Source organism: Bradyrhizobium sp. 179 (genome assembly GCF_023073535.1).
Classification (GTDB): Bacteria; Pseudomonadota; Alphaproteobacteria; order Rhizobiales; family Xanthobacteraceae; genus Bradyrhizobium.
Map to the genome: position 1 here is coordinate 87,595 of NZ_JADPJR010000102.1, position 19,314 is coordinate 106,908.

The 19,314-nt window shown below is 59.8% G+C and carries 14 protein-coding genes and 3 pseudogenes; 9 read left to right on the plus strand and 8 right to left on the minus strand.

Going from position 1 to position 19,314, the window contains the following annotated elements; all coding sequences use genetic code 11:
- The first annotated feature begins 4 nt into the window (after positions 1 to 4).
- Both IVB12_RS23435 and ccoS read left to right on the plus strand, forming a co-directional pair.
- Positions 5 to 2,197 (plus strand): cation-translocating P-type ATPase, encoded by a 2,193-nt coding sequence (locus IVB12_RS23435; protein WP_247302500.1) that lies wholly within the window; start codon positions 5 to 7, stop codon positions 2,195 to 2,197.
- Positions 2,197 to 2,364 carry a cbb3-type cytochrome oxidase assembly protein CcoS gene (ccoS, locus tag IVB12_RS23440; protein ID WP_247302588.1) on the plus strand — a complete coding sequence of 56 codons (168 nt, stop codon included), beginning with the start codon at positions 2,197 to 2,199 and terminating at the stop codon, positions 2,362 to 2,364. The genes IVB12_RS23435 and ccoS overlap by 1 nt, the downstream gene beginning before the upstream one ends.
- Before the next feature lie 181 nt (positions 2,365 to 2,545).
- On the opposite strand, the pseudogene IVB12_RS23445 reads toward ccoS, so the two are convergent.
- A pseudogene (locus IVB12_RS23445) lies at positions 2,546 to 2,938 on the minus strand (helix-turn-helix domain-containing protein); the annotation flags it as partial.
- A gap of 1,053 nt (positions 2,939 to 3,991) precedes the next feature.
- Here IVB12_RS23445 and IVB12_RS23450 point away from each other — a divergent pair.
- Positions 3,992 to 4,195, plus strand: a pseudogene (locus IVB12_RS23450) (plasmid stabilization protein); the annotation flags it as partial.
- Positions 4,192 to 4,365 (plus strand): annotated as a pseudogene (locus tag IVB12_RS23455) (PIN domain-containing protein); the annotation flags it as partial. The pseudogenes IVB12_RS23450 and IVB12_RS23455, both read left to right, overlap by 4 nt.
- A gap of 329 nt (positions 4,366 to 4,694) precedes the next feature.
- Here IVB12_RS23455 and IVB12_RS23460 read toward each other — a convergent pair.
- From IVB12_RS23460 to IVB12_RS23485, 6 genes are all read right to left on the minus strand, one after another.
- On the minus strand, positions 4,695 to 6,275 hold the full coding sequence (locus IVB12_RS23460) for a Fic family protein (protein ID WP_247302502.1): 1,581 nt from the start codon (positions 6,273 to 6,275) through the stop codon (positions 4,695 to 4,697).
- A 1,085-nt stretch (positions 6,276 to 7,360) separates the two neighbouring features.
- Positions 7,361 to 7,591: an amidohydrolase family protein gene (locus IVB12_RS23465; RefSeq protein ID WP_247302504.1), complete on the minus strand. Its 231-nt coding sequence runs from the start codon at positions 7,589 to 7,591 to the stop codon at positions 7,361 to 7,363.
- Positions 7,592 to 8,003: 412 nt separating this feature from the next.
- On the minus strand, positions 8,004 to 8,537 hold the full coding sequence (locus IVB12_RS23470; RefSeq protein ID WP_247302506.1) for a hypothetical protein: 534 nt from the start codon (positions 8,535 to 8,537) through the stop codon (positions 8,004 to 8,006).
- A 100-nt stretch (positions 8,538 to 8,637) separates the two neighbouring features.
- Positions 8,638 to 9,216, minus strand: coding sequence for an aminodeoxychorismate/anthranilate synthase component II (locus IVB12_RS23475; protein ID WP_247302508.1), 579 nt, complete (start codon positions 9,214 to 9,216; stop codon positions 8,638 to 8,640).
- Complete coding sequence (gene pabB, locus IVB12_RS23480) at positions 9,213 to 10,607, minus strand: aminodeoxychorismate synthase component I (protein ID WP_247302509.1); 1,395 nt, start codon at positions 10,605 to 10,607, stop codon at positions 9,213 to 9,215. Before pabB ends, IVB12_RS23475 begins: the two co-directional genes overlap by 4 nt.
- Positions 10,608 to 10,702: 95 nt before the next feature.
- Positions 10,703 to 11,029 (minus strand): Dabb family protein, encoded by a 327-nt coding sequence (locus tag IVB12_RS23485; RefSeq protein WP_247302589.1) that lies wholly within the window; start codon positions 11,027 to 11,029, stop codon positions 10,703 to 10,705.
- 907 nt (positions 11,030 to 11,936) lie between these two features.
- Here IVB12_RS23485 and IVB12_RS23490 point away from each other — a divergent pair.
- The 5 genes from IVB12_RS23490 (at position 11,937) to IVB12_RS23510 (ending at position 17,401) form a co-directional block, all read left to right on the plus strand.
- Positions 11,937 to 12,131, plus strand: coding sequence for a DUF3551 domain-containing protein (locus tag IVB12_RS23490; protein WP_247302511.1), 195 nt, complete (start codon positions 11,937 to 11,939; stop codon positions 12,129 to 12,131).
- Between the two features lie 661 nt (positions 12,132 to 12,792).
- A complete protein-coding gene (locus IVB12_RS23495) occupies positions 12,793 to 13,050 on the plus strand; it encodes a hypothetical protein (protein WP_247302512.1) in 258 nt (85 codons plus the stop codon).
- Between the two features lie 368 nt (positions 13,051 to 13,418).
- A complete protein-coding gene (gene panB / locus IVB12_RS23500) occupies positions 13,419 to 14,291 on the plus strand; it encodes a 3-methyl-2-oxobutanoate hydroxymethyltransferase (RefSeq protein ID WP_247302516.1) in 873 nt (290 codons plus the stop codon).
- Between the two features lie 14 nt (positions 14,292 to 14,305).
- Complete coding sequence (gene panC / locus IVB12_RS23505; protein ID WP_247278971.1) at positions 14,306 to 15,157, plus strand: pantoate--beta-alanine ligase; 852 nt, start codon at positions 14,306 to 14,308, stop codon at positions 15,155 to 15,157.
- A 1,107-nt stretch (positions 15,158 to 16,264) separates the two neighbouring features.
- Positions 16,265 to 17,401, plus strand: a complete 1,137-nt coding sequence (locus tag IVB12_RS23510; RefSeq protein WP_247302590.1) for an MFS transporter — start codon at positions 16,265 to 16,267, stop codon at positions 17,399 to 17,401.
- An 810-nt stretch (positions 17,402 to 18,211) separates the two neighbouring features.
- On the opposite strand, the gene IVB12_RS23515 is transcribed toward IVB12_RS23510, so the two are convergent.
- Positions 18,212 to 18,835, minus strand: a complete 624-nt coding sequence (locus IVB12_RS23515; RefSeq protein ID WP_276577992.1) for an effector protein NopP — start codon at positions 18,833 to 18,835, stop codon at positions 18,212 to 18,214.
- Positions 18,836 to 19,314 lie beyond the last annotated feature (479 nt).

The window sequence follows — 19,314 nt, forward strand, 5'->3', positions numbered from 1 at the left end:
CGCCATGCAGATCACGCGGGACTTTTCGTACTACGTCCGGACCGCGGGCGAAGGCGTCCAGCACATCGATCTCGCCGTCGACGGCGTTCACTGCGCCGGATGCATGGCCAGGATCGAGCGCGGACTGTCGGCGATTCCCGACGTCACGCTGGCGCGGGTGAACCTCACCGACCGGCGCGTCGCGCTGGAATGGAAGCAGGGCACGCTCGACCCAAGCCGTCTCATCGATCGGCTCGAAGAGCTCGGCTACAAGGCCTACCCTTACGAGACCGAGAGGGCGGAGGCGACTGAAGTTGCCGAATCGCGCTTCCTGCTGCGCTGTCTCGGCGTCGCCGCGTGCGCCACCATGAACGTGATGATGCTGTCGATCCCGGTGTGGTCCGGCAATGTCTCGGACATGTTGCCGGAGCAGCGCGACTTCTTCCACTGGCTGTCGGCGCTGATCGCGCTGCCGGCGGCAGCCTATGCCGGCCAGCCGTTCTTCCGTTCGGCCAGGCGCGCGCTGTCGCACAAGACCACCAACATGGACGTGCCGATCTCGATCGGCGTGTGCCTCGCGCTGGGCATGTCCGTGGTCGAGACCATCCACCACGCCGAGCACGCCTATTTCGACGCGGCGATCATGCTGCTCACGTTTCTTTTGGTCGGCCGCTTCCTCGACCAGAACATGCGGCGGCGGACCCGCGCGGTCGCGGGCAATCTCGCCGCGCTGAAGGCGGAGACCGCGGCGAAGTTCGTCGGCCCCGATGAAATTTCGCAGGTGCCGGTGGCGGCGATTCATCCCGGCGATATCTTGCTGTTGCGGCCCGGCGAGCGCTGCGCGGTCGACGGCACCGTGATCGAGGGGCGCTCCGAGATTGACCAGAGCCTGATCACCGGCGAGACGCTCTATGTCACCGCCGAGCAGGGCACGCCGGTCTATGCGGGATCGATGAACATCTCGGGCACGTTGCGGGTGCGGGTCTCGGCGGCCTCAGAGGCGACGCTGCTCGCGGAGATCACGCGGCTTCTCGACAATGCGCTCCAGGCCCGCTCGCGCTACATGCGGCTCGCCGACCGCGCCTCGCGGCTCTACGCGCCGGTGGTGCATGCAACTGCGCTCTTCACCATCCTCGGCTGGATCATCGCCGGTGCGGGCTGGCATGATGCGATCGTGACAGGCGTTGCTGTCTTGATCATCACCTGTCCCTGCGCGCTCGGCCTTGCGATTCCCACGGTGCAGACTGTCGCTTCCGGCGCCATGTTCAAATCCGGCGTGCTGCTCAATTCCGGCGACGTCATCGAGCGGCTGGCCGAAGCCGATCATGTCATCTTCGACAAGACCGGCACGCTCACCCTGCCGGATCTAGAGGTGACGAATGCGGCCGACATCCCCGCGGACATGTTCGACCTCGCCGGTCGACTTGCACTGTCGAGCCATCATCCGGTGGCCGCCGCGGTCGCGCAGGCCGCCGTCGCCAAATCGCCGATCGTGGGTGCAATCGAGGAGGCCGGGCAGGGCGTGCGGGTAACGGTCGACGGCGTCGAGATTCGTCTCGGCCGTCCGTCGTTCTGCGGCGCCGATGCCTTGGTCGGCGACGGTGCCGATCTAGATCCGGAAGCCTCCCGCGTGGCTTTCTGCAAGGGGGCCGAAAAATTCATCCTTTCGGTGCGTCAGGGCCTCCGCCCGGATGCGCAAGCCGTGATCGCGGCGCTGAAGGCGCGCAACATCGGCGTCGAAATTCTCTCCGGCGATCGCGAGCCGGCGGTGAGGGCGGCGGCCTATTCTCTCGGCGTTCCCGAGTGGCGCGCCGGCGTCACGCCCGCCGACAAGATCGCGCGGATCGAGGAATTGAAGCGGCGCGGCGCCAAGGTGCTGATGGTCGGCGACGGCATGAACGATGCGCCGTCGCTAGCGGCCGCTCATGTCTCGATGTCGCCGATCTCGGCCGCGCATCTCAGCCAGGCGACCGCCGATCTCATCTTCCTCAGCCGGCCGCTGGCGCCGGTCGTCGCGGCCATCGATTCCGCGCGCAAGGCGCTGCGCCTGATGCGGCAAAACCTCTGGCTCGCGATCGCTTATAATGTCCTGGCGGTGCCGATCGCGATCAGCGGCGTCGTGACGCCCCTGATCGCAGCAGCCGCGATGAGCGGCTCGTCGATCCTGGTCATGCTGAATTCGCTACGGGGGCGTAGCGCGTCGCGGGAGATTGCGTGATGGAAATCCTGGTGATCCTAGTCCCGCTGGCGCTGGCACTCGGAGGTGCAGGCCTCGTCGCCTTCCTCTGGTCACTTCGGAGCGGTCAGTATGACGACTTCGAGGGCGCAGCGTGGCGGGCAATTGCCGACGACGAGCCGCCGCAAGAGGCCCCGGCTAAGCCGTAAAGGGGTAGCCTTCCGCACGAGGTGCGGCGGACTTCCAGTGAATGGGAGAGCATCCCTGTCGTCGTTCATAGAGGGTTGACCAGGTTTGTTATGACGGCAGGTTGTGTCACTGCGTGGGGGGCGTTGTTCCCAATCGAAGGCGGCGCAACTGAACGGACCGGCGGCGTGGCGGGAGTCCGACCTCCATGTCCGGCAAATGCTGGCGATTGCGCAGCACGATCTGGCGCGCTCCGGAGAAGCCGAGAAGGCCTTGGGCGTGAAGCTCTGACAGGGCTCGCGAGACCGTCTCCAGGATGAGGCCGAAATAGTCGCCGATGTCACGGTGGCACTCGGACGGCCATCAGGCCGGCGGCCGCGGTGCGGGATGTCCGTCTCGAGCAGGAAGGTCGCGACCCTCCATGGCGTTCTTGCGGCCGAGCAGCAGCATGTGGTCCTCCGCGTGCTTCAGCTCGCCGGCCGTCAGGACCCAGAGCTTGCGCGCGACCTGAATGTCTGTATTGGCCGCCTTGTCCGGGCTCGCCCGGTTTACCAGGCGCACCGTGGTCTTGAGGATCGCTTCGGCCGCGATGCGGTGGGCCCTCGCCGAAGATCTCCTTGTCCTTGCCCGCTTGCGAATTCGCTGGCCACAGCGCCGGCTGGCCGACCAGCCGCCGAACGCAGCGGACGGCGAGGGCGCGGAGCGCGTCCTGGAAGGCTGCGCTCCGGAAAGGCGTGGCGGATAGAGCCGGCCTCTCGAGCGCGTAGGAGCGTATCGCGTGAGCGACCAAGTTCAGCGCGTCTTCGACGATTTTTTACGCGAGCCTTCTGCGGCCGGCAGAAATTCCCGGTAGCCCTTGACGGCAAGGAAGCGGCGCATCTCGGCGAACGTTTCGCGCGGTCGCCTGTGCAGATCTCGACTTCCTGGGCAAGACCTTTCGCCAGCTCCCGGTCCCAGGTGCTCGAGAGCATTTCTTTCACGGAAGGGTCGCGAGAGTTTTGTGGCAGTCATCGTCCTCAACCTCCGAATGGTCATGCGTCGTGAACAGCACCACCGCGATGCCGACCACAGCACGGTCGCGGATATCGTCGCGACGGTGGACAGAACGCTCATTGCCCTGAGAGCGCCCGTTAGGCCCTCCTAGACCAATTGATAAACGCCACTGCAAAAAGGATCCTCCAATTCAAAGTAGACCAGCATTCGGGAGGTTCGTACTCCAACTGGTGGATCCAGTCCGGCCCTGAACCGCCAGGCAGAGCTCGCCATACACATAATTCGACTAGGCGTCGGGCCGCGATTATGCGAGTCTTGCAGCATTTCGAGGCGTGTCGGACCGGAGGGACCCGATGTGCAGATCGTCTCTTTCGGCGTGGTTGGAATTGGGACGGGTAAAGTCCTGGGACACTCAAAGTGGCATGCGCCAGTGAAAGTACGCTCCACGACTGGACCGTGGGTGAGCGTGTAGTCGTTTGCGAAGCGGCTGGACCGCGTCTGAGCGGCAAGCAAGGAGTCGTTCTCGGGTTCGGTGCTACGCGCAGCAGGCTTCGCGTGTTGCTCGACGGTTCCAGAGGGCCGATCACGTTGCATATCACCTTCGTGGACCCGGTCGTGCAGCACGATCGCGCTTGAGAATGGTGCTGCCACAAGGGGAAAGTCCGCGCGGCGCAGCACAATCGCAGCGCGGAAGCGGAAATGCGCGCCATTCTGGAGGCCGCCGTGCGTCCCGAGGGCCGGCTGCGGCTCTGCACCGCCCTTTCGGAGATGAGCCGGAAGATCGGCCTCACCAATGCCGATGTCGAGGCACTTGAACATGGCCGCGACGCGCGTCCCGCTGAGCCGATGCGCTTCGAATGATCCTGCTCGATACCAATGTGGTCTCCGAGGCGATGAAGCCCGAACCGCATCCATCGGTCCGTGATTGGCTCGACGCCCAGGCGGCCGAGACGCTGTTTTTCTCCAGCGTCACCATCGCCGAACTGTTGTTCGGCATCCGCGCGCTGCCGCGCGGGTCGAGAGAAAGAAAGCCCTTGGTCAGCACCTCGACCTTGCAGCCGAGAACGGCCTCCCACCGTCCGTTCTGAGGCTGACAGAGGAATGGCGTGCTGCTGCTGCTCCTGGACATCGGCATGCTGATGCCGCCGAGGATGATGATCGGAATCACGCCGATCGGGATCGGTGCTGGTCAGCTTGATCGCTGATCATCATCATGTGGTAATCCCGATCATGATCGCGCGCGCTCCGAGGTTAGCCCACGGGTGCCGGTTACGTCGGCATCTCGCCGTGCGATGGCTCGCAACTTGCGCGCGCGATTTGGTGACACTGGCTTTTGCCGGGCCCTCGTCCGGCGCGATCCTCAACCGAGGTCCGCCAGTGCTTGGAGTTCTCCCGGAAGGCTCTGCCGGGGCGGAGGCGGTTCACGACGACAACAGTCTGCCAGGAATGCGGCGAAGGGACCGACATCACCTTGTACGCTCGCGCTCTCGAGTGCCCGCATGTATTCGTCGCGTCTGCCGACGGGAATGATTGTCCAAGGCAGTCCTCCCGATGCCATCATGACATTCATGAGGAAGCGGCCCGTTCGGCCATTGCCGTCTGGAAGAGGGTGTATGAAGGTGAATACGAACTGTCCGAGCACAGCTCTCACGCGCGGATCCTTCTCCTCCTTCAGGCAATCAAGAAAAGCCTCCATGGCGTCAGGTACCGATTCCCAAGCGACCGGTGTGTGTCCCGAGTTCCTGATGAAAACGAAGTGAGTTCGATAGCCGGCGAGGTTTTCGGGCTTGATAATGCCGGCTTGAACTGAGGGCTGAAAGAGGGCCCGGTACCAGTCGAGGTGCTCCCGATCGGCGATCTCGGCGGCGTCCTCGCCGTTGAGCACGCGGGCCACCGCGCCACGGACCAGCTGGAACGCATCCCAGTAGCCCTTCGCGGCCGTTGCATCCCTTTGTTTGCGATCTCCATCGCTGCCGTTGGGATCCCATTTCCCGGTCTTGACCTTCTCGATCAGTTCCTCCGTGACCGAGTAGCCTTCGATAGAAAGCGAGTGGTACGCGTCCGAGGTGTACCGTTCGTCGATCGCGGCCAGATATCCGTCATGATCGTTGATACGCCGCGGCTCAAGCTTGAAATTTGCTAACACCTTTTCGCGCATCTCCGCCCACATGAGACGGATTCGCGTCATGATTGGTGGCGTGGCCCGGCTTGGAAGCTGCATCGGTACCGGCGCCTTGAATGGATCGGCATCTTCCCTGACATCGTGCCCGCCCGCCGTCATCGCGGTGACGATATCGTCGGCGGCCCGCGTATTACCCAGCAGTCGGTACGCCCCGGCGATGCGCCCCGCCACGGCCGCATGTCCGCCTTCCAGGAGGACTTTTAGGATTGCACTGGCATTCCTCTGCGAACCGAGCAGGGCGATGACGTCGTTCTTTTGCGTCTGCCAGAAAGCTGGCGCGGCAGCGCAGATCGCCTGCGGCGCCGGAAAGGTCTGAACCCCGGCGGTCTCGACCGGGGTCACCGGCAGTTTGGTCGCCTTGTACAGATAAAGGGAGGTGCCATGGAGGAGGGGCTGGGTTTGGTTATTGGCGGTCGGTGCCGCGATCACGACCTGCTTCGGAACGTTAAGATTTTCTGCAAGTAGCGGGATTGAACTTTCTGCCGAGAGGACCCAGTCACTCTTGAAGCGCTCGTTGCAGTAGGCGCGGCAAAACTCCCAGAACGACGAGTACCAGGACGTGCGGTCGCCCAACCGCTCCTCGGGTCGCGGCATCAGCACCCATCCTTTGATGATCTCCTTCAGGAACCCGGCCTCCACCAGCCGTTCGCGGTGGGTGCGCGAAAGTTCGTCGCTCCGGAAGATTCGTCGCTTTCCGCCGTTGCTGAGGGTCTTCAGCTCGGTGAGGGACCGGGCGAGTTTTTCGTGGAGGGAGGGCATGTTCCAGCCCGCGAGGTTTCGATAATTTGATGTCGTGCGAATACAATAGTATAATGCTGTTCAACGTCAATAGTATTATGGTGAGCACCTCACTAAAACTCCGTTGCGTAATTACAATAATTTATTGCAACGGCGCATTTAGACCGAGAAGCAGAGCTGCGCCTTCCGGTGGAAGGCCGACGATACGCGCTTGTCCGGCTGAGAATGTGGCCGCCGATCGGCAAGAAACCCGGTTATGCCTACGCTCGCCCAGGGCCTCCCAAATATGACCTGAGGATCGAGCTCTCCCAAAGCTTTCATCGACGAGTCGTTTGCCGAAAACCCGACCCTGGAGAGCCCAATTCTCGCTATCTAAATACCTCAAAGTAATAAAATTGGCCCGCAGCTGGCGCCAAACCGGCCGGAAAAGGGGTCTAAGAAAGGATGAGGAGGCCAAAATTGGCCTAAAACGGCATGAAAACGGGTTAAAACCCCCGATTTTCCTGATCAGTTGACAAAGTTACTTATTTGGCAAAAATCATGAAGTTTGGTGATAACAATAGGTTTTTGCAGAAATTCTCGTCCGTTTGGGCCCCCGTTGGCCGAAAACCGAACGTGACCAAACGCAACCGAGCGATATCAACCTCGAACGCGGTGGCTTCGCCGGCCGGCATTCCGCCTCAAATCGAAACGAGGCGCTAGGAAGACAGACTTCCACTCGGTAAACGAGTCCTTGAAATTGACGGGCACGGCCAAACCGACAGGGAGAGGCCGTCGGGAAGATCGGGGATGAAGGAGCATTATAAGGGGGCTCGGACCGGCCCAACCGTCCGTCTGCACGCTCCCCGAAAGGCGGCCAGCTTCAAGTTCAGCCGGGAGGCCGCGGTCAGGTTTGGGTGGCACCAAGGCACCTATCGCGCCCACGAAATCGCGGCTCGCTATTTCAATGCTGAAACTGGCCGCATCTACGCAGATGCATTCGGCGTGCCGCGATCATGGCTGATGGACGGCCGCGGACGTGGTCCGTTGATCGACCCAGTTCCGCGGCTAGGTTTGAAATCCGCAAATCCGCCGCAACGCAGCCATCCTAGGATGCGGCGGGTCGCTTAAGGGTCGCGCGGCGGCTCACGATGGCGATAATCTAATCTTGGATTCATCGGCGGCGATGAGGCCAGCATAAGGATCCCTTGCGTGCTTTCGACGATGAGAAGGTCGGCCGCCTTGTCGCGTTCGATGGATCCGACATAGGAATCCCAGCCGATCATCGAGGCAGGAACGCGGGTAACCGCATCGATGAGCTCTTGATCGGTGAAAAGGCCGCCTTCATGATCGCTCACCAACTTTGTGATCTTGAGCTAGCCTAGCAGGTTCTTTGTCCCACTCGGCGCCCAGTCGCAACCGATTGCCACGGGCAATCCGGCCTGGCGGGGCAAGGCGACCTTGGTGGTTGGAAGCACGCGAAGAAGAGTAAGAGTGACCGTCGTCTTGCCGACGCCGTTATGGGTCCCGGCAACGATATACGCGCTTGACCTGGTCGAAAGAGCGCCCAAAGGAGGTCCTGGCAATCTTTTCACATTGCTATGTGTGCACGCCCCGGTTGCAAATTCAAGGCTTCGAGGCGCTCAACACTCCAACGGCCTTGGCATTGGCGTTCAAGAGCCGATGCCGGCTGGGCGACGCTCTTTGCGGGCTATGCGCCTGGGCAGTTAGTGCCACTTCGTACGACACCTCTTCTATTTCTACGACTGTCTACCCTTTGGCGCGTTTGGACCAGCCGCCCCGAAGGATGCTGATCGGAATGAGGCTGCCATAGACGATCAAACCTGCCGCTAGAGCTGCAAATAGCCTCGGCGGATGGGCTGCCCTCACATGACGAATTCGCAGAGATGGCGATGACGACGGCATGGTCTTTTTCGAGCTGTTGCTTGATCGAGCCGAAGGATCTCGGCCGGACGTAAATGTCGCGGTGCGGCGCCAGCGCGCCAGCGAGCCGCCATGCCGAATGAGCTCGGCGAGCAGGTCGGCCTTGCTCCAGCGTCCGTCGTGCGCGCCCTTGATCCTTTCACGGACGACCTCCCGCAGGTCACGCAGGCAGACGCCCTGTTTGGATTGCGGAACGTGACCGTGGTTCGACAGGAGAGCAGCCAGCCGGACGTCGAGCGGCTCCTCGGTAATGGCCGTCAGAGCAGGATACGCCGCGCCCGGATGTCGGCGGTGAGTGACTTTCCCGTCCCAGGAGGCCTCGCTGGTCTTCGACGGTCGCGCCCGGGGGTGGTGAGCCATGGTCGCGCCTGGAACGCAAGCAGAACAAAATCGAGGCCCATCGGGCCGGATCCTGACGGCCGCCGCCACGCTATGGCTGCACCAGTCCTCTACGGCCGCCTTAAGAAAGCTCTGCAAGCCGTAGGAAGTTTGCGAACAGTACGTCCCCTTGTGGGGTGAGTATCGACTCCGGATGGAACTGCACGCCATATGTTGGTTGATCGCGATGGGCGAGGGCCATGAGCTCCCCATCATCCGAGAGTGCTGTCACCGTGAGGTGACGGGCCGATGACGGATCCAATTCGACGATAAGCGAATGGTAGCGCCCCACACAAAGTGGAGACGGTAGTTCTTTGAACAGCCCGCCGCCTTCATGTGTGACATACGAGGGCCGACCGTGCATAGGACGACGTGCGCGCGTTACGCGTGCGCCGAACACCGTCCCAATGCACTGGTGTCCAAGACAAATGCCGAGAATTGGCACCTGACCCGAAAGTTCACGAACGACGGCTGTCGATATTCCAGCCTCAATTGGAGTGCACGGACCGGGGGAGATGACAACCGCGCGGGGCCTGAGGTCAGCAAGTTCGCTCACATCCATCGCGTCGTTCCGGACGACACATGTTGCTGCACCAAGCTTGCGGAAATATCGCGCAATGTTGAAGACGAAAGAGTCGTAGTTGTCGACAATGACAATCAAGATGCACCGGAGTCTTCAGCAATGAATGCGCGAAAAATGCGCTCTGCTTTTGCAAGGCTCTCCTCATATTCGGCGGCCGGATCGGACATTGCCGTTATCCCGGCACCTGCATGGAAGACGGCCTGGCCGTCGTCGATCGTTACGGTGCGAATGGCAATATTTACATCCATATGTCCATTGAAACCTATGTAGCCTATGGCCCCGCAATACACCTCTCGCGCCACACGCTCGATATCCAGGATAATTTCCATCGAGCGTACCTTGGGAGCTCCGGTAACTGAGCCGCCGGGAAAGCAGGCCCTAAGTAGGCCCACGGCATCCTCTCCGTGTGTTAGCTCACCCGTAACGACGGACACGAGATGGTGCACCGAGGCATAGGACTCGAGATTGCATAAGGACGGGACGTGGACTGATTCAGGCGTGCAAACGCGCGAGAGATCATTGCGCAGGAGGTCGACGATCATGGTGTTCTCGGCGCGGTCTTTCTCCGAATCTACCAGCGTCTCAGCGCGACGCCGGTCTTCTTCGCAATCAGCAGAACGCGCCACCGTCCCCTTGATAGGTCGCGTTTCGACCTGTCGCCCGTCAAGCTTTAGGAAACGCTCGGGCGAGCTCGATGCAATGGTGAGCTTGCCATACCGAAGAAGGGCGGCAAAGGGAGCCGGATTCATTTTCCGCAGCTGACAATAGAAGGCTATCGGATCGAACGAGTTCGCCAGGCGAGCGCTGAAGCGCTGCGCAATGTTGACCTGGAAGGCGTCACCCGACAGAATGAGATCAATCACGCGTTGTACCGCCGCGATGTATCCCTGGCGACTGAAGTTTGAATGCCATGAGCCGGCCTGGCCTGGTGTAAAATCAGGAGGGGGGGCTGAGACTGTAATCAGCGCAACAAACTCTTCGGCTCTTCGGCGAGCTCTCTCACGCCGGCGAACCGGATCCTGCTCCGGCCACCCGGTAGAAAGGACCCAGCATCTGTCATGGCGGTGATCGAAGCTTATCACGACGTCGTAAAGATGTAGGAGGGCCTGAGGCAAGCGATGCCCCCCGATGCTCGACACCGGCAATCGCTCCAGCGTCCTGTTCAGCTCGTATCCAAAAAAGCCGGCGGCGCCGCCCTGGAATGCCGGGAGATCGGCGCGATGCATTTGCGGATACTTGGCTAGCATGGCGCGAAGTGCCGCCCACGGATCGCCCACAATGGACTCTCCGTTGCAAATACCTCTCCCGTCCGCGATTATATAAGTGCTGAAGGGATCGCACGTCACATACGAGTACTGCCCGAGCACCGCGTGTCTCGATGCGCTATCCAGGAACGTGAGGTGCCTCCGATGCGAGAGGCGTCGCATGGCTGTGACGGGCTCAATCCACTGCAGTTCCAATACATGCATTAGTCTGTCGCTCAGCGATACATGGCTGATTGTAATCCCGCCCGGGAAGGCGAGCCTCACGGCACCCAAAAACCCCTACGTGCCTGCCAGGTTAATTACGCCCGCGGGTAGGGCCTGCCAAATGGCTCCGCATCTGTTGACATGCTGTAATCGGCCGCGAGACGTAGCTCTCGGAGCGGTCTGACCTGCCGGATCGACTCCTGATAAAGCTCGTGCGCTTTATAGGCTTCGAGTTCGACTTCGTCGTCGAATTCACCGTAGACGATCACGTCAATTTCGTTGCCAAGCCGGTCACTCTTGCGGTTGCGAGCGACCTCAAGCCGGCGTGCGTGCGGGATCTTGGCGAGAACGGAAAGGCCGTCGACTATTTTGTCGACATGCGCCTTATCTTTTGCGGTGAAGAATACGATGTGTCGAATCATAGATGACCGTCGGTAATCGCGAACATTGCGGTTTGACTTCGCCCAAAGCGACAGAAGCCTCATCGCAAAGTCTGGAAGGCTCGGGCAGCCGCTCAGATGCCACTGCACGGCAGCTCCCTGCGCGATCGCCCTGGCGGGTGTTTAGCTCGATTCTTCCTCCGCTATTACGCAAGGTAGACAATCTCTGAGACGAATTTCTGCATCGAAGTAAGGAACCGCCTGATCATCAGTCGCTAGGACAACTTTCAGTAGATGCTTCCGGCCATTAGCTTCGCGCGGATCTCGTGCATGAAACGGTCTCACTTGCAGGATCGCCGCATAAGAACTGCAGCAAAATGCGCTCTTTCGTTGAATACAGACTGGGTCATAAAACAGAAGGGGGAAGGCCGCCGCCAGCCCCTGGGTTGACATCGTCGCGTGACTTCAAGGTTGAATCCGCTGTTCGGCTGATCACCGCAGAGAGATCGATCGTGAAACTCTTTCATCGCGGAACGTGGCGATAGTCTCAGCCATACATGGCGCCTGGGAGGCGCTTATCGTTTCGGCGCTGCTCGTCGCGAAGCAACGAAGAAAGGTAGTACCTCGTGCACATCTTGCCTGGAGGCGCTTTCAGCGCGCAGCTGCATCGCACCGGAAGGCTGCGCTCCCTTCCGGAAAGTCGCTGAAATGCTGCTCCGCCTTCGCCGAAGTTTTGGCAAAATGGCCGCCCTAGGTGCCGCGGTTCTGATCGATGGCTCTTAGACTGCCTTCACTTGAACCGCGTCGCTTGCGTGCGCGTGAAAGCCCAACGCGCTAGTACTTCGGTGGATGCGATCGCCCAGGGAAGCGCGGCTGCCATTTGCTTGATCAACATCAATAGATGTAATTCGATGGTCTATCCTTAAGCAAAGCCTAGCGGAGGCAAGTCATGCGCAATCTGCTGTTTGTCGCTACTAGCACTTCCCATGCTAGTTGGCTTTGTCTCGCCTTCGAGTGTACGTCCTGCGACCCGCTTGGCAGGACGCTCATTGTCTGCAAAGACCGTATCTGGGGGTATCCTGGCAACTGCCAGTTCTCGTCATTTTGTCAGTGCATGGCCACTGCATCGGGCGCGGACGCCTAGCGGTATCGACCTGACCTACGCATTAGCGCGGCGGGTAGAACGATCGCGCTGACAACCAGTACAAGACGCCACGAAAAGACGCACAAGGGGAATGCGGGGTGTTGTTACGAAAAATCGTGTCTTCGACGAATAGTAGTGGTCTTTGAACGTGTGCAGCAGAAGCTGGTGACCCCGCAATGGCAGCCGCCGCTTAGATTACGACCGCACTACTGCGCCTTAACCCCGCTTAGCCCTTTTTGCATCGCATGACTTGGCTGGCCGTGTCAAACCGTCGACTCTTCGATGGCCTGACGCTTGGGCTGCCATGGCTGCTGCGAATTGAGCAGCAAGCGGACGGCAAGCGCACCGGCGCCTCAGGTCAGCGGCGCCTCTAAGCGGCTCGCCTGACAAGTCTGTACGCCCGGGTTATCCACACGCCATCGAATTAGCGGTGGCAGACGCGCGTCTGCATAGCTTTCACGGTCTGCTGCGCTGGAAAGCACTCCCATGCTTGCATCTGACGAAGGCGGGGCGGTCACTCCGAGCACGTTTGAAGAATTTCATCGCGGAATTACGCCCAGACGCAATTTTCGGCCGACAGGCAGGTGTTCATCGAACCAACCGATCGCGATATGCCGCTACAACAGAGGGTGAGCGCGAGGCCTGTTTCGGGAGCTGGAAAATGCCGAGTATCCTGGAGAAGGGATTGGAGCAGGGCGTGGTACGCAATTTCTATCAGCTCCGTATGGGGAAGTATGCCGGAGCGTTGATTCAGCGCAGCAGGTGCGAGCGGCAACAGATCCTCTGGCTGCAGTTGAACTTGATGAGGCTCGGAAACGAACTTGCTCCGGTAGAGTATTGCCTCAGTGGCAAAGCCAGCCAGTCCGACACGCAGGAGATGCGGTTAAGACAATGCCGCACGCAAATTGCGTCAGAATGATCCCATCGGCGCGTCCTGACGCCCAGCGTGACGCAAGGCGCTTCCAAATGACAATTTCAATCTGGGGAGTTCTTGCTTGATGGTCGCGCGACCATTGGATTTTTTATGCACGCGCCTGCTACTTTGGAGACGTATGTTTCCGTTTCACGGTTGACAGTTTTCATTCGTCCGCCATAAAAAAAGAGTGGTCCCGCGGGCTCAACGGCTTCGGTCGCAAGAATCGGATTACCGTTCGGCTAGCATATTCGGTGACGCGGGGACTTCGTGAGGGCGGTGGCTTCAAAATCGTAGGCGACACAGGTGAGATCAAATCAGTATCGCTTGAGCTGCGAAATCGACCTGAGGCCATCTGACGGAACGGATCGAAAATGAGCCACGCTTCGGAAGTGTCAGTTGAGCGGATCACGATTCCAATCCTGCAGCGATGGAAGCAGGAGCGGCGGCGTGTCGCCATGACCACCGCCTATGATGCGGTTACGGCAGGCATCGCTGACCCCATCGTCGACATCATTCTTGTCGGCGACAGTGTTGGCAATGTCTGCCTCGGTTTCGACAACACGTTGCCAGTCAGCATGGCGATGATGAACCATCATCTCGAAGCTGTTGCGCGCACAAGGCCCCGTGCCCTGCTCGTGGCCGATATGCCGTTTCTTAGCTTTCACCTCAGTCCGGAGGAGACGATACGCAACGCCGGAGGATTCCTGCAGCGAGGCGCAGATGCAGTGAAACTCGAGGGCGGAGCCAAGCGCGTGGAAATCGTGCGTGCCCTGGTCGATTGCGAAATTCCCGTCATGGGCCATCTCGGCCTCACCCCGCAGAGCGTCAATATCATGGGGGGATTCAAGGTGCAGGGCCGAAAAGCCGATGACGCTTTGCGGCTGCTTGATGACGCTCACCGTCTGCAGGAGGCCGGATGCTTCGCGTTGGTGCTTGAAGGCATTCCGGCCGAGCTAGCCCAGCGAGCGACCGAATCGCTGTCGATACCAACTATTGGAATCGGCGCGGGTCCCGGGTGCTCGGGCCAAGTGCTCGTATTCCATGACGTGCTGGGGCTGACCGAAGGTCATCGGCCCAAATTTGTTCGCGCCTATGCAGATGGTTTTCAGCTGTTGCAGGACGCGCTGTCGCGCTGGGCTACCGATGTCCGCAGTGGAGCGTTCCCGGCGCCGCAAGAGTCCTATCGGCTTCCTGAAAGCCTGGGTAACATCATCGCAAACTGGGCTCCTCCCAACCCAACCTGATGTAAGGTGCTCCGATGCAGACGATTACGACGGTCGCTGAGCTTCGTCGTGAGCTCGCGAAGGCTTGCAGCGCGGGCAAACGCGTCGGGCTCGTGCCGACAATGGGCTATTTGCACGATGGCCATTTGGCCCTGGTCAAGGCGAGCCGAGCGCAATGCGACGTCACCGTCGTTAGCATCTTCGTCAATCCGACTCAGTTCGGACCAAACGAGGATCTCAGCAGCTATCCTCGCGATTTCCTGCGCGATGAAAAACTGTGCCGCGATGCCGGTGTTGCGATTGTCTTCGCGCCGGGTGCACAGGAAGTCTACCCGGCTCAATTCGAGACCTTCGTCGAACCGGGCGAATTGGCTAAGCCACTATGCGGGGCTTTCAGGCGTGGGCATTTTCGCGGCGTCGCAACCGTCGTATGCAAGCTGTTCAACATGGTGCATCCGGACGTCGTGTTTTTCGGGCAAAAGGATTTTCAGCAATGCGCGGTCGTGCGTCGCATGGCAACTGATCTCAATCTTCCCATCGAGATCGTCACCGTGCCAACCGTTCGGGAACCGGACGGGCTCGCGATGAGCAGTCGCAATCGGTATCTCAGCGAGGAAGAACGTCGACGAGCCGTTGCCATCAGTCGTGGGCTGTTCGCCGCGGCGGATGAGTTCCGCTCAGGAGTGCGCGAGGTGGACAAGCTGATTGCGATCGCCGAGCGGCATCTTGAGACAGTTGATCGGCTGCAATACCTTGAACTTGTCGATGGTGATACGCTCAAGCGCGCCGCGAGCCCGCTGCGGCTTCCGGCGGCGCTCTGTGCCGCAGCCTACGTCGGTTCGACCCGGCTGATCGACAACGTACTGCTCGCGTTGCCAACTCTGTAGCGCAATTCAGAACCAAATCGATAAACTGTTTTCTTTTTATCCGTTTCGCCCGCGTCGTCGGTGCCTGGGAGTTCCGACGCAGCCGCCCCTCGCGCTTCGCCGCGGCAAGATTTGTCGGCGGGGTAGGGCGAAGTGGTCGAAACTAATGCGCACGTAGCCCGCGTCGACCAGGGCTTCCGCAATCAATTCCGACTGAAAATGACGCACGACTTCTGGGGCAGGGCGTATTCGCCGATCTTGCACTGCTGCTTCTTGAAGTAGGGAATAGGCGCGTAACCGAACACCGGACAGGCGATCCGGACGGAGTTCGATGCATTTGGCGACCGTGTCTAGCACTACAGCCGCAATTTTCGGGGTGGTTCTGACTCTATGGGCGACCATGATTCGGCATTTGATGATTGGTGGAGCGCCGGCCGAAGATACGCGACGCCGTGGGCTTCTTTGTTGGAGTCGTCAATGGCGAGCCGTGAGTCTACCAGGCACATAAGCTGCGTGCCTTCCATGATCAAAGTGTTTATGTCGGCGTCTACACCGCGCTGTCGGTTGCCACAACGTTTTGGCAGGCTACGCAAGCCCAGAGTAACCGGGTTGCAAACCCATCGCCTCGCATTGAGACCGATTGCGATCGGCAGATGGAATTTCATCTTGTTGTCAGCTTTGCGACTGAGCCATATTGATTTGTCGCGGATATGACTACGGGAGGCGAGGCCGCGTTGAAGGGCGCCACGGCGCAGTCTCGAGGCGCACTCGGGTGGTTCGTGCTCCTTCAGTGCGCGACCGCGCTCATCAATCAGCAAGTAACAAGCTTGTTGAGAGCCCCCAACGCTCCATGCCTAGCCGGCACAGTTGCCCGATCGTATCGAGTTCGGATCGAGACGTCACGTGCGTTTTCGCGGTGGCATCGTATTTGCTATCAAAGATGTCGTCGCGGATCGAACTAGAAGAGTGACGATCGACGCGATCCGATATCACGCGCTGAACGTCCGGCATGGCGGATTGCGCCAACAAACGATGTCCTCTCGACCGCCGAACCTGCGCACTCTCTGTCGCTCGGGAGTCCGCCGCTGGTACAGCGCCCGCGGGTCGTCTATCAATAAGGTCCCTGTCATGGCGTCTGCTGGTCAACCATCCTCTCGGTTAGCAACGTGTCTTGCATTCTTCGTTCCCGGGGTCGGCTTCGGGGTCTGGGCCCCGCTCGTACCATTTGCAAAAGACCGGCTGGCGGTCGATGACGGCGTGCTTGGCCTACTACTGCTCTGCCTGGGTGCTGGATCCATCATCGCGATGCTTCTGACCGGTGTTTTGAGCGCCCGCTACGGCGTCAGGCTGATCATTCTTGTGGGTGGGCTTAGTCTCGCGATCGTCCTGCCGTGCCTCACGATAGCTAGCAAGTTGGCGCTCGGCGTCGCGCTATTCGCCTTAGGCGCCTCGATAGGCTCGATTAGCGTGGCCGCGAACATTCATGCGATCGAGGTGGAGCGCACGGCGGAGTGCCCGCTGATGTCCAGCTTCCACGCTCAATTCAGCATCGGGGGACTTGTGGGGTCTGCAGCCATGACCGCTTTTCTCTCGCTGCAGATTGATGCATTTGTTTCGACTGTGGTCTGCTCGGGATTGATAGTGATAGCGATCATGCTGGCGTGGCCGCGATTGGTGCCAACGGCGCAGGCGGACCAGGGACCGTCGTTCGTTCTGCCGCGTTCCATCGTGCTCCTTCTAGCCGCGATTGCGGCGATCGCCTTCCTTATCGAAGGCGCGATGCTCGATTGGGCTGCGTTGTTGGTCGTCGGCGCTGGTCTTGCTCCAAAGACGCAGAGCGGCTTAGCGTATGTACTGTTCTCCATAGCCATGACGGTGGGACGCCTTGCTGGCGACGCCGTCGTCGAACGCGCGGGGGACCGCGCGACACTTATGTTCGGAAGTCTACTGGCCTTGGCCGGTTTCGGAGCTCTGCTGGCCGCACCGGTAGCCGTCATCGCCATGGCCGGCTTGCTGCTCATTGGTCTTGGCCTATCGAATGTCGCCCCGATTCTGTTCCGGCGCGCCGGCACGCAGGAGGCGATGCCCGTTGGTCCGGCGATTGCCGCGATCATGACGGTTGGCTATGCCGGAATTCTCATTGGACCGGCTGGTATGGGGTTACTGGCCAAGTACGTGGGACTGCCGGCCGCATTTGGGGTCCTAGCCGGGCTCATGTGCCTCGTCGTGCTCTTGGCGCCCATCGTGACGGCGAACACACGGTGAATGCGTTTGAAAGGTGACAGAGCGGCACCTGGTGCGCAAGAGAAGCGTCGATCGCGGCTTGTCTCTGATCGAGCAGACGGCAATGAGTTGGCTAGCTGATATCTGCCTGGCGCCGATGATCGGCTACTTTTGCTGGTCCCAAAGCGGTGCGCTTCTCCGGAAGTGATTCAGGCCCGGCGATTGGTGGTCCGCGCTCTTCCAGAGATCTGCCTTCATGCCTACGATGGGTCGCTTGATGCGCTTGCTGTTCGCCCAATCATTGCTTCATCCCAGGCTTCTATACCTGAGTGAATGCGCGCTTTCGGCTGTTCGCAAGCTCGAGTTTTCAACCCGATTGCGCAAAGCGGATGTTCGCCGAGCAGACGTTGATGCCTAAGGGACTTGGAAACACCGGTGTGTGGTATCTCGCAGCCCATGGACAGGTTTGTGCGGTGGCCTCGGACGGCAGACTTTCGCCCGCTGGAAACAGCAGCAGTTCAAGGCGTAAGGTCGGCGGCAGCGGCGCAGAGCTTAGCGCCAGGATCAGAGCGCATGGCTGCTGTGGCTCAATTCGCTCGACATCTCTCCTGATTTGGTGTCTTCGACTTGGCCGAGACACCTTATCTCCCTCAGATTGGCGCATCAAACGGCGAAATCACTTCGGACCGGCCTGATGGTGAACATTGGTGCCTTGTTACAAAGCACCTCGCGGATCCAGTCGAATTGTCGGTTTCGCTCGGCTGAGGCTTGACCTTTTCCGCAGCTGTCCGTTTGCCTTCGCTCCTTGCTCCACCGCCTGCCCAAACACATGAATGCCAGCGGATCTGGGCATTACATGAAGTCACCATCCTCTTCGGAATCTGCTGCAACCTCAGTATCACTGTCGACCTTGGAGAGATAAAGCTGAGATTTAGTTGCGCGCTGCCATTCACCAAGGCTGTTTTTTGTCCACTGGGCGGACTGAGTGGGGTCAAGTACCATGTCGTCCTCATCCACTTCAACGAAGCCCATTGTCTTTGCGCGGGCCTTCGCTTCTGCATTAGCAGGACGCCAGTTCACCAATGGTCGTTCGCCGTCTTGCCGAAGTTGATGTTCGAGCAGAATATCGCCGGCGTTTGCGACAAGCGGATGAGCAACCTGAAAATCCACAATTGAGGTGACTTCACTTCGTCCAGGGAACTGTTCTCGCCACTTATCGCTTTCGAACTCAGTCATGTTGAATCCGGCCTCCGTTCTTTGGAGGCCGACGCTCACATTTCCTAATTGGTAGCTGTAATATCGGGCGTCTTCTGAATCTCTTCTGATACCGTATTCCTTAGCGACCTCTGCTGTGCGCTTAGCTCTTGCGGAGACAAATTCCGAGTACTCGTGTGGATTGTTGGCGATGCGGTTGATTGCGTCGCCATGAAAGGTCCTCACTTCAGTCCTGAACGTAGCTCTGTCGATCTCGACCACAGGAGGTTTCCGAACGAGGGAATAACTCGGTTGCGAAGATGAGCTGCCAGCAGACTCCTGCAATCGCGTTCTAGCGAACGCATCGGCGAAGCTCTGGCTTTCGGCACCCGCTTCCTCAGCGTTGGCTGCCCGATGATATCTTTCTTCGGCCGGAATATCGGGCCAATTGTTAACTCGACCGTACATGACGACTGTACCTGATCATACATCTTGCATTGTTTCAGGTCGTTAGACCTTACCCGCTTGATAGACAGCTTAGCTGTCCGTAAGCTGACGCCAGCGCATAAAGGGAAAATCCCGCCACGCCTTTGGGCAGCTCGACCGCGTATCGTCGAGGCGTTGCGCGATGCAGGCTTCCACGTTATCCACCCAGAACGAGGCGCGGAGGTGCTGGACTGGTGCAAGCGGCGCGTCGCAAGGGGAACACGATGCGGGACACTCGGACCCGCCGAGGCGTCGAGCGCGCCGCGAGGAAAGCG

What these genes read in the sequence shown, in the direction of transcription:
- IVB12_RS23435 (WP_247302500.1), top strand. Translation starts at nt 5, where the DNA reads ATGCAGATCACGCGGGACTTTTCGTACTACGTCCGGACCGCGGGCGAA.
- ccoS (WP_247302588.1), top strand. Translation starts at nt 2,197, where the DNA reads ATGGAAATCCTGGTGATCCTAGTCCCGCTGGCGCTGGCACTCGGAGGT.
- IVB12_RS23460 (WP_247302502.1), bottom strand. Translation starts at nt 6,275, where the DNA reads ATGCCCTCCCTCCACGAAAAACTCGCCCGGTCCCTCACCGAGCTGAAG.
- IVB12_RS23470 (WP_247302506.1), bottom strand. Translation starts at nt 8,537, where the DNA reads ATGGCTCACCACCCCCGGGCGCGACCGTCGAAGACCAGCGAGGCCTCC.
- pabB (WP_247302509.1), bottom strand. Translation starts at nt 10,607, where the DNA reads ATGCATGTATTGGAACTGCAGTGGATTGAGCCCGTCACAGCCATGCGA.
- IVB12_RS23485 (WP_247302589.1), bottom strand. Translation starts at nt 11,029, where the DNA reads ATGATTCGACACATCGTATTCTTCACCGCAAAAGATAAGGCGCATGTC.
- IVB12_RS23490 (WP_247302511.1), top strand. Translation starts at nt 11,937, where the DNA reads ATGCGCAATCTGCTGTTTGTCGCTACTAGCACTTCCCATGCTAGTTGG.
- IVB12_RS23495 (WP_247302512.1), top strand. Translation starts at nt 12,793, where the DNA reads ATGCCGAGTATCCTGGAGAAGGGATTGGAGCAGGGCGTGGTACGCAAT.
- panB (WP_247302516.1), top strand. Translation starts at nt 13,419, where the DNA reads ATGAGCCACGCTTCGGAAGTGTCAGTTGAGCGGATCACGATTCCAATC.
- panC (WP_247278971.1), top strand. Translation starts at nt 14,306, where the DNA reads ATGCAGACGATTACGACGGTCGCTGAGCTTCGTCGTGAGCTCGCGAAG.
- IVB12_RS23510 (WP_247302590.1), top strand. Translation starts at nt 16,265, where the DNA reads ATGGCGTCTGCTGGTCAACCATCCTCTCGGTTAGCAACGTGTCTTGCA.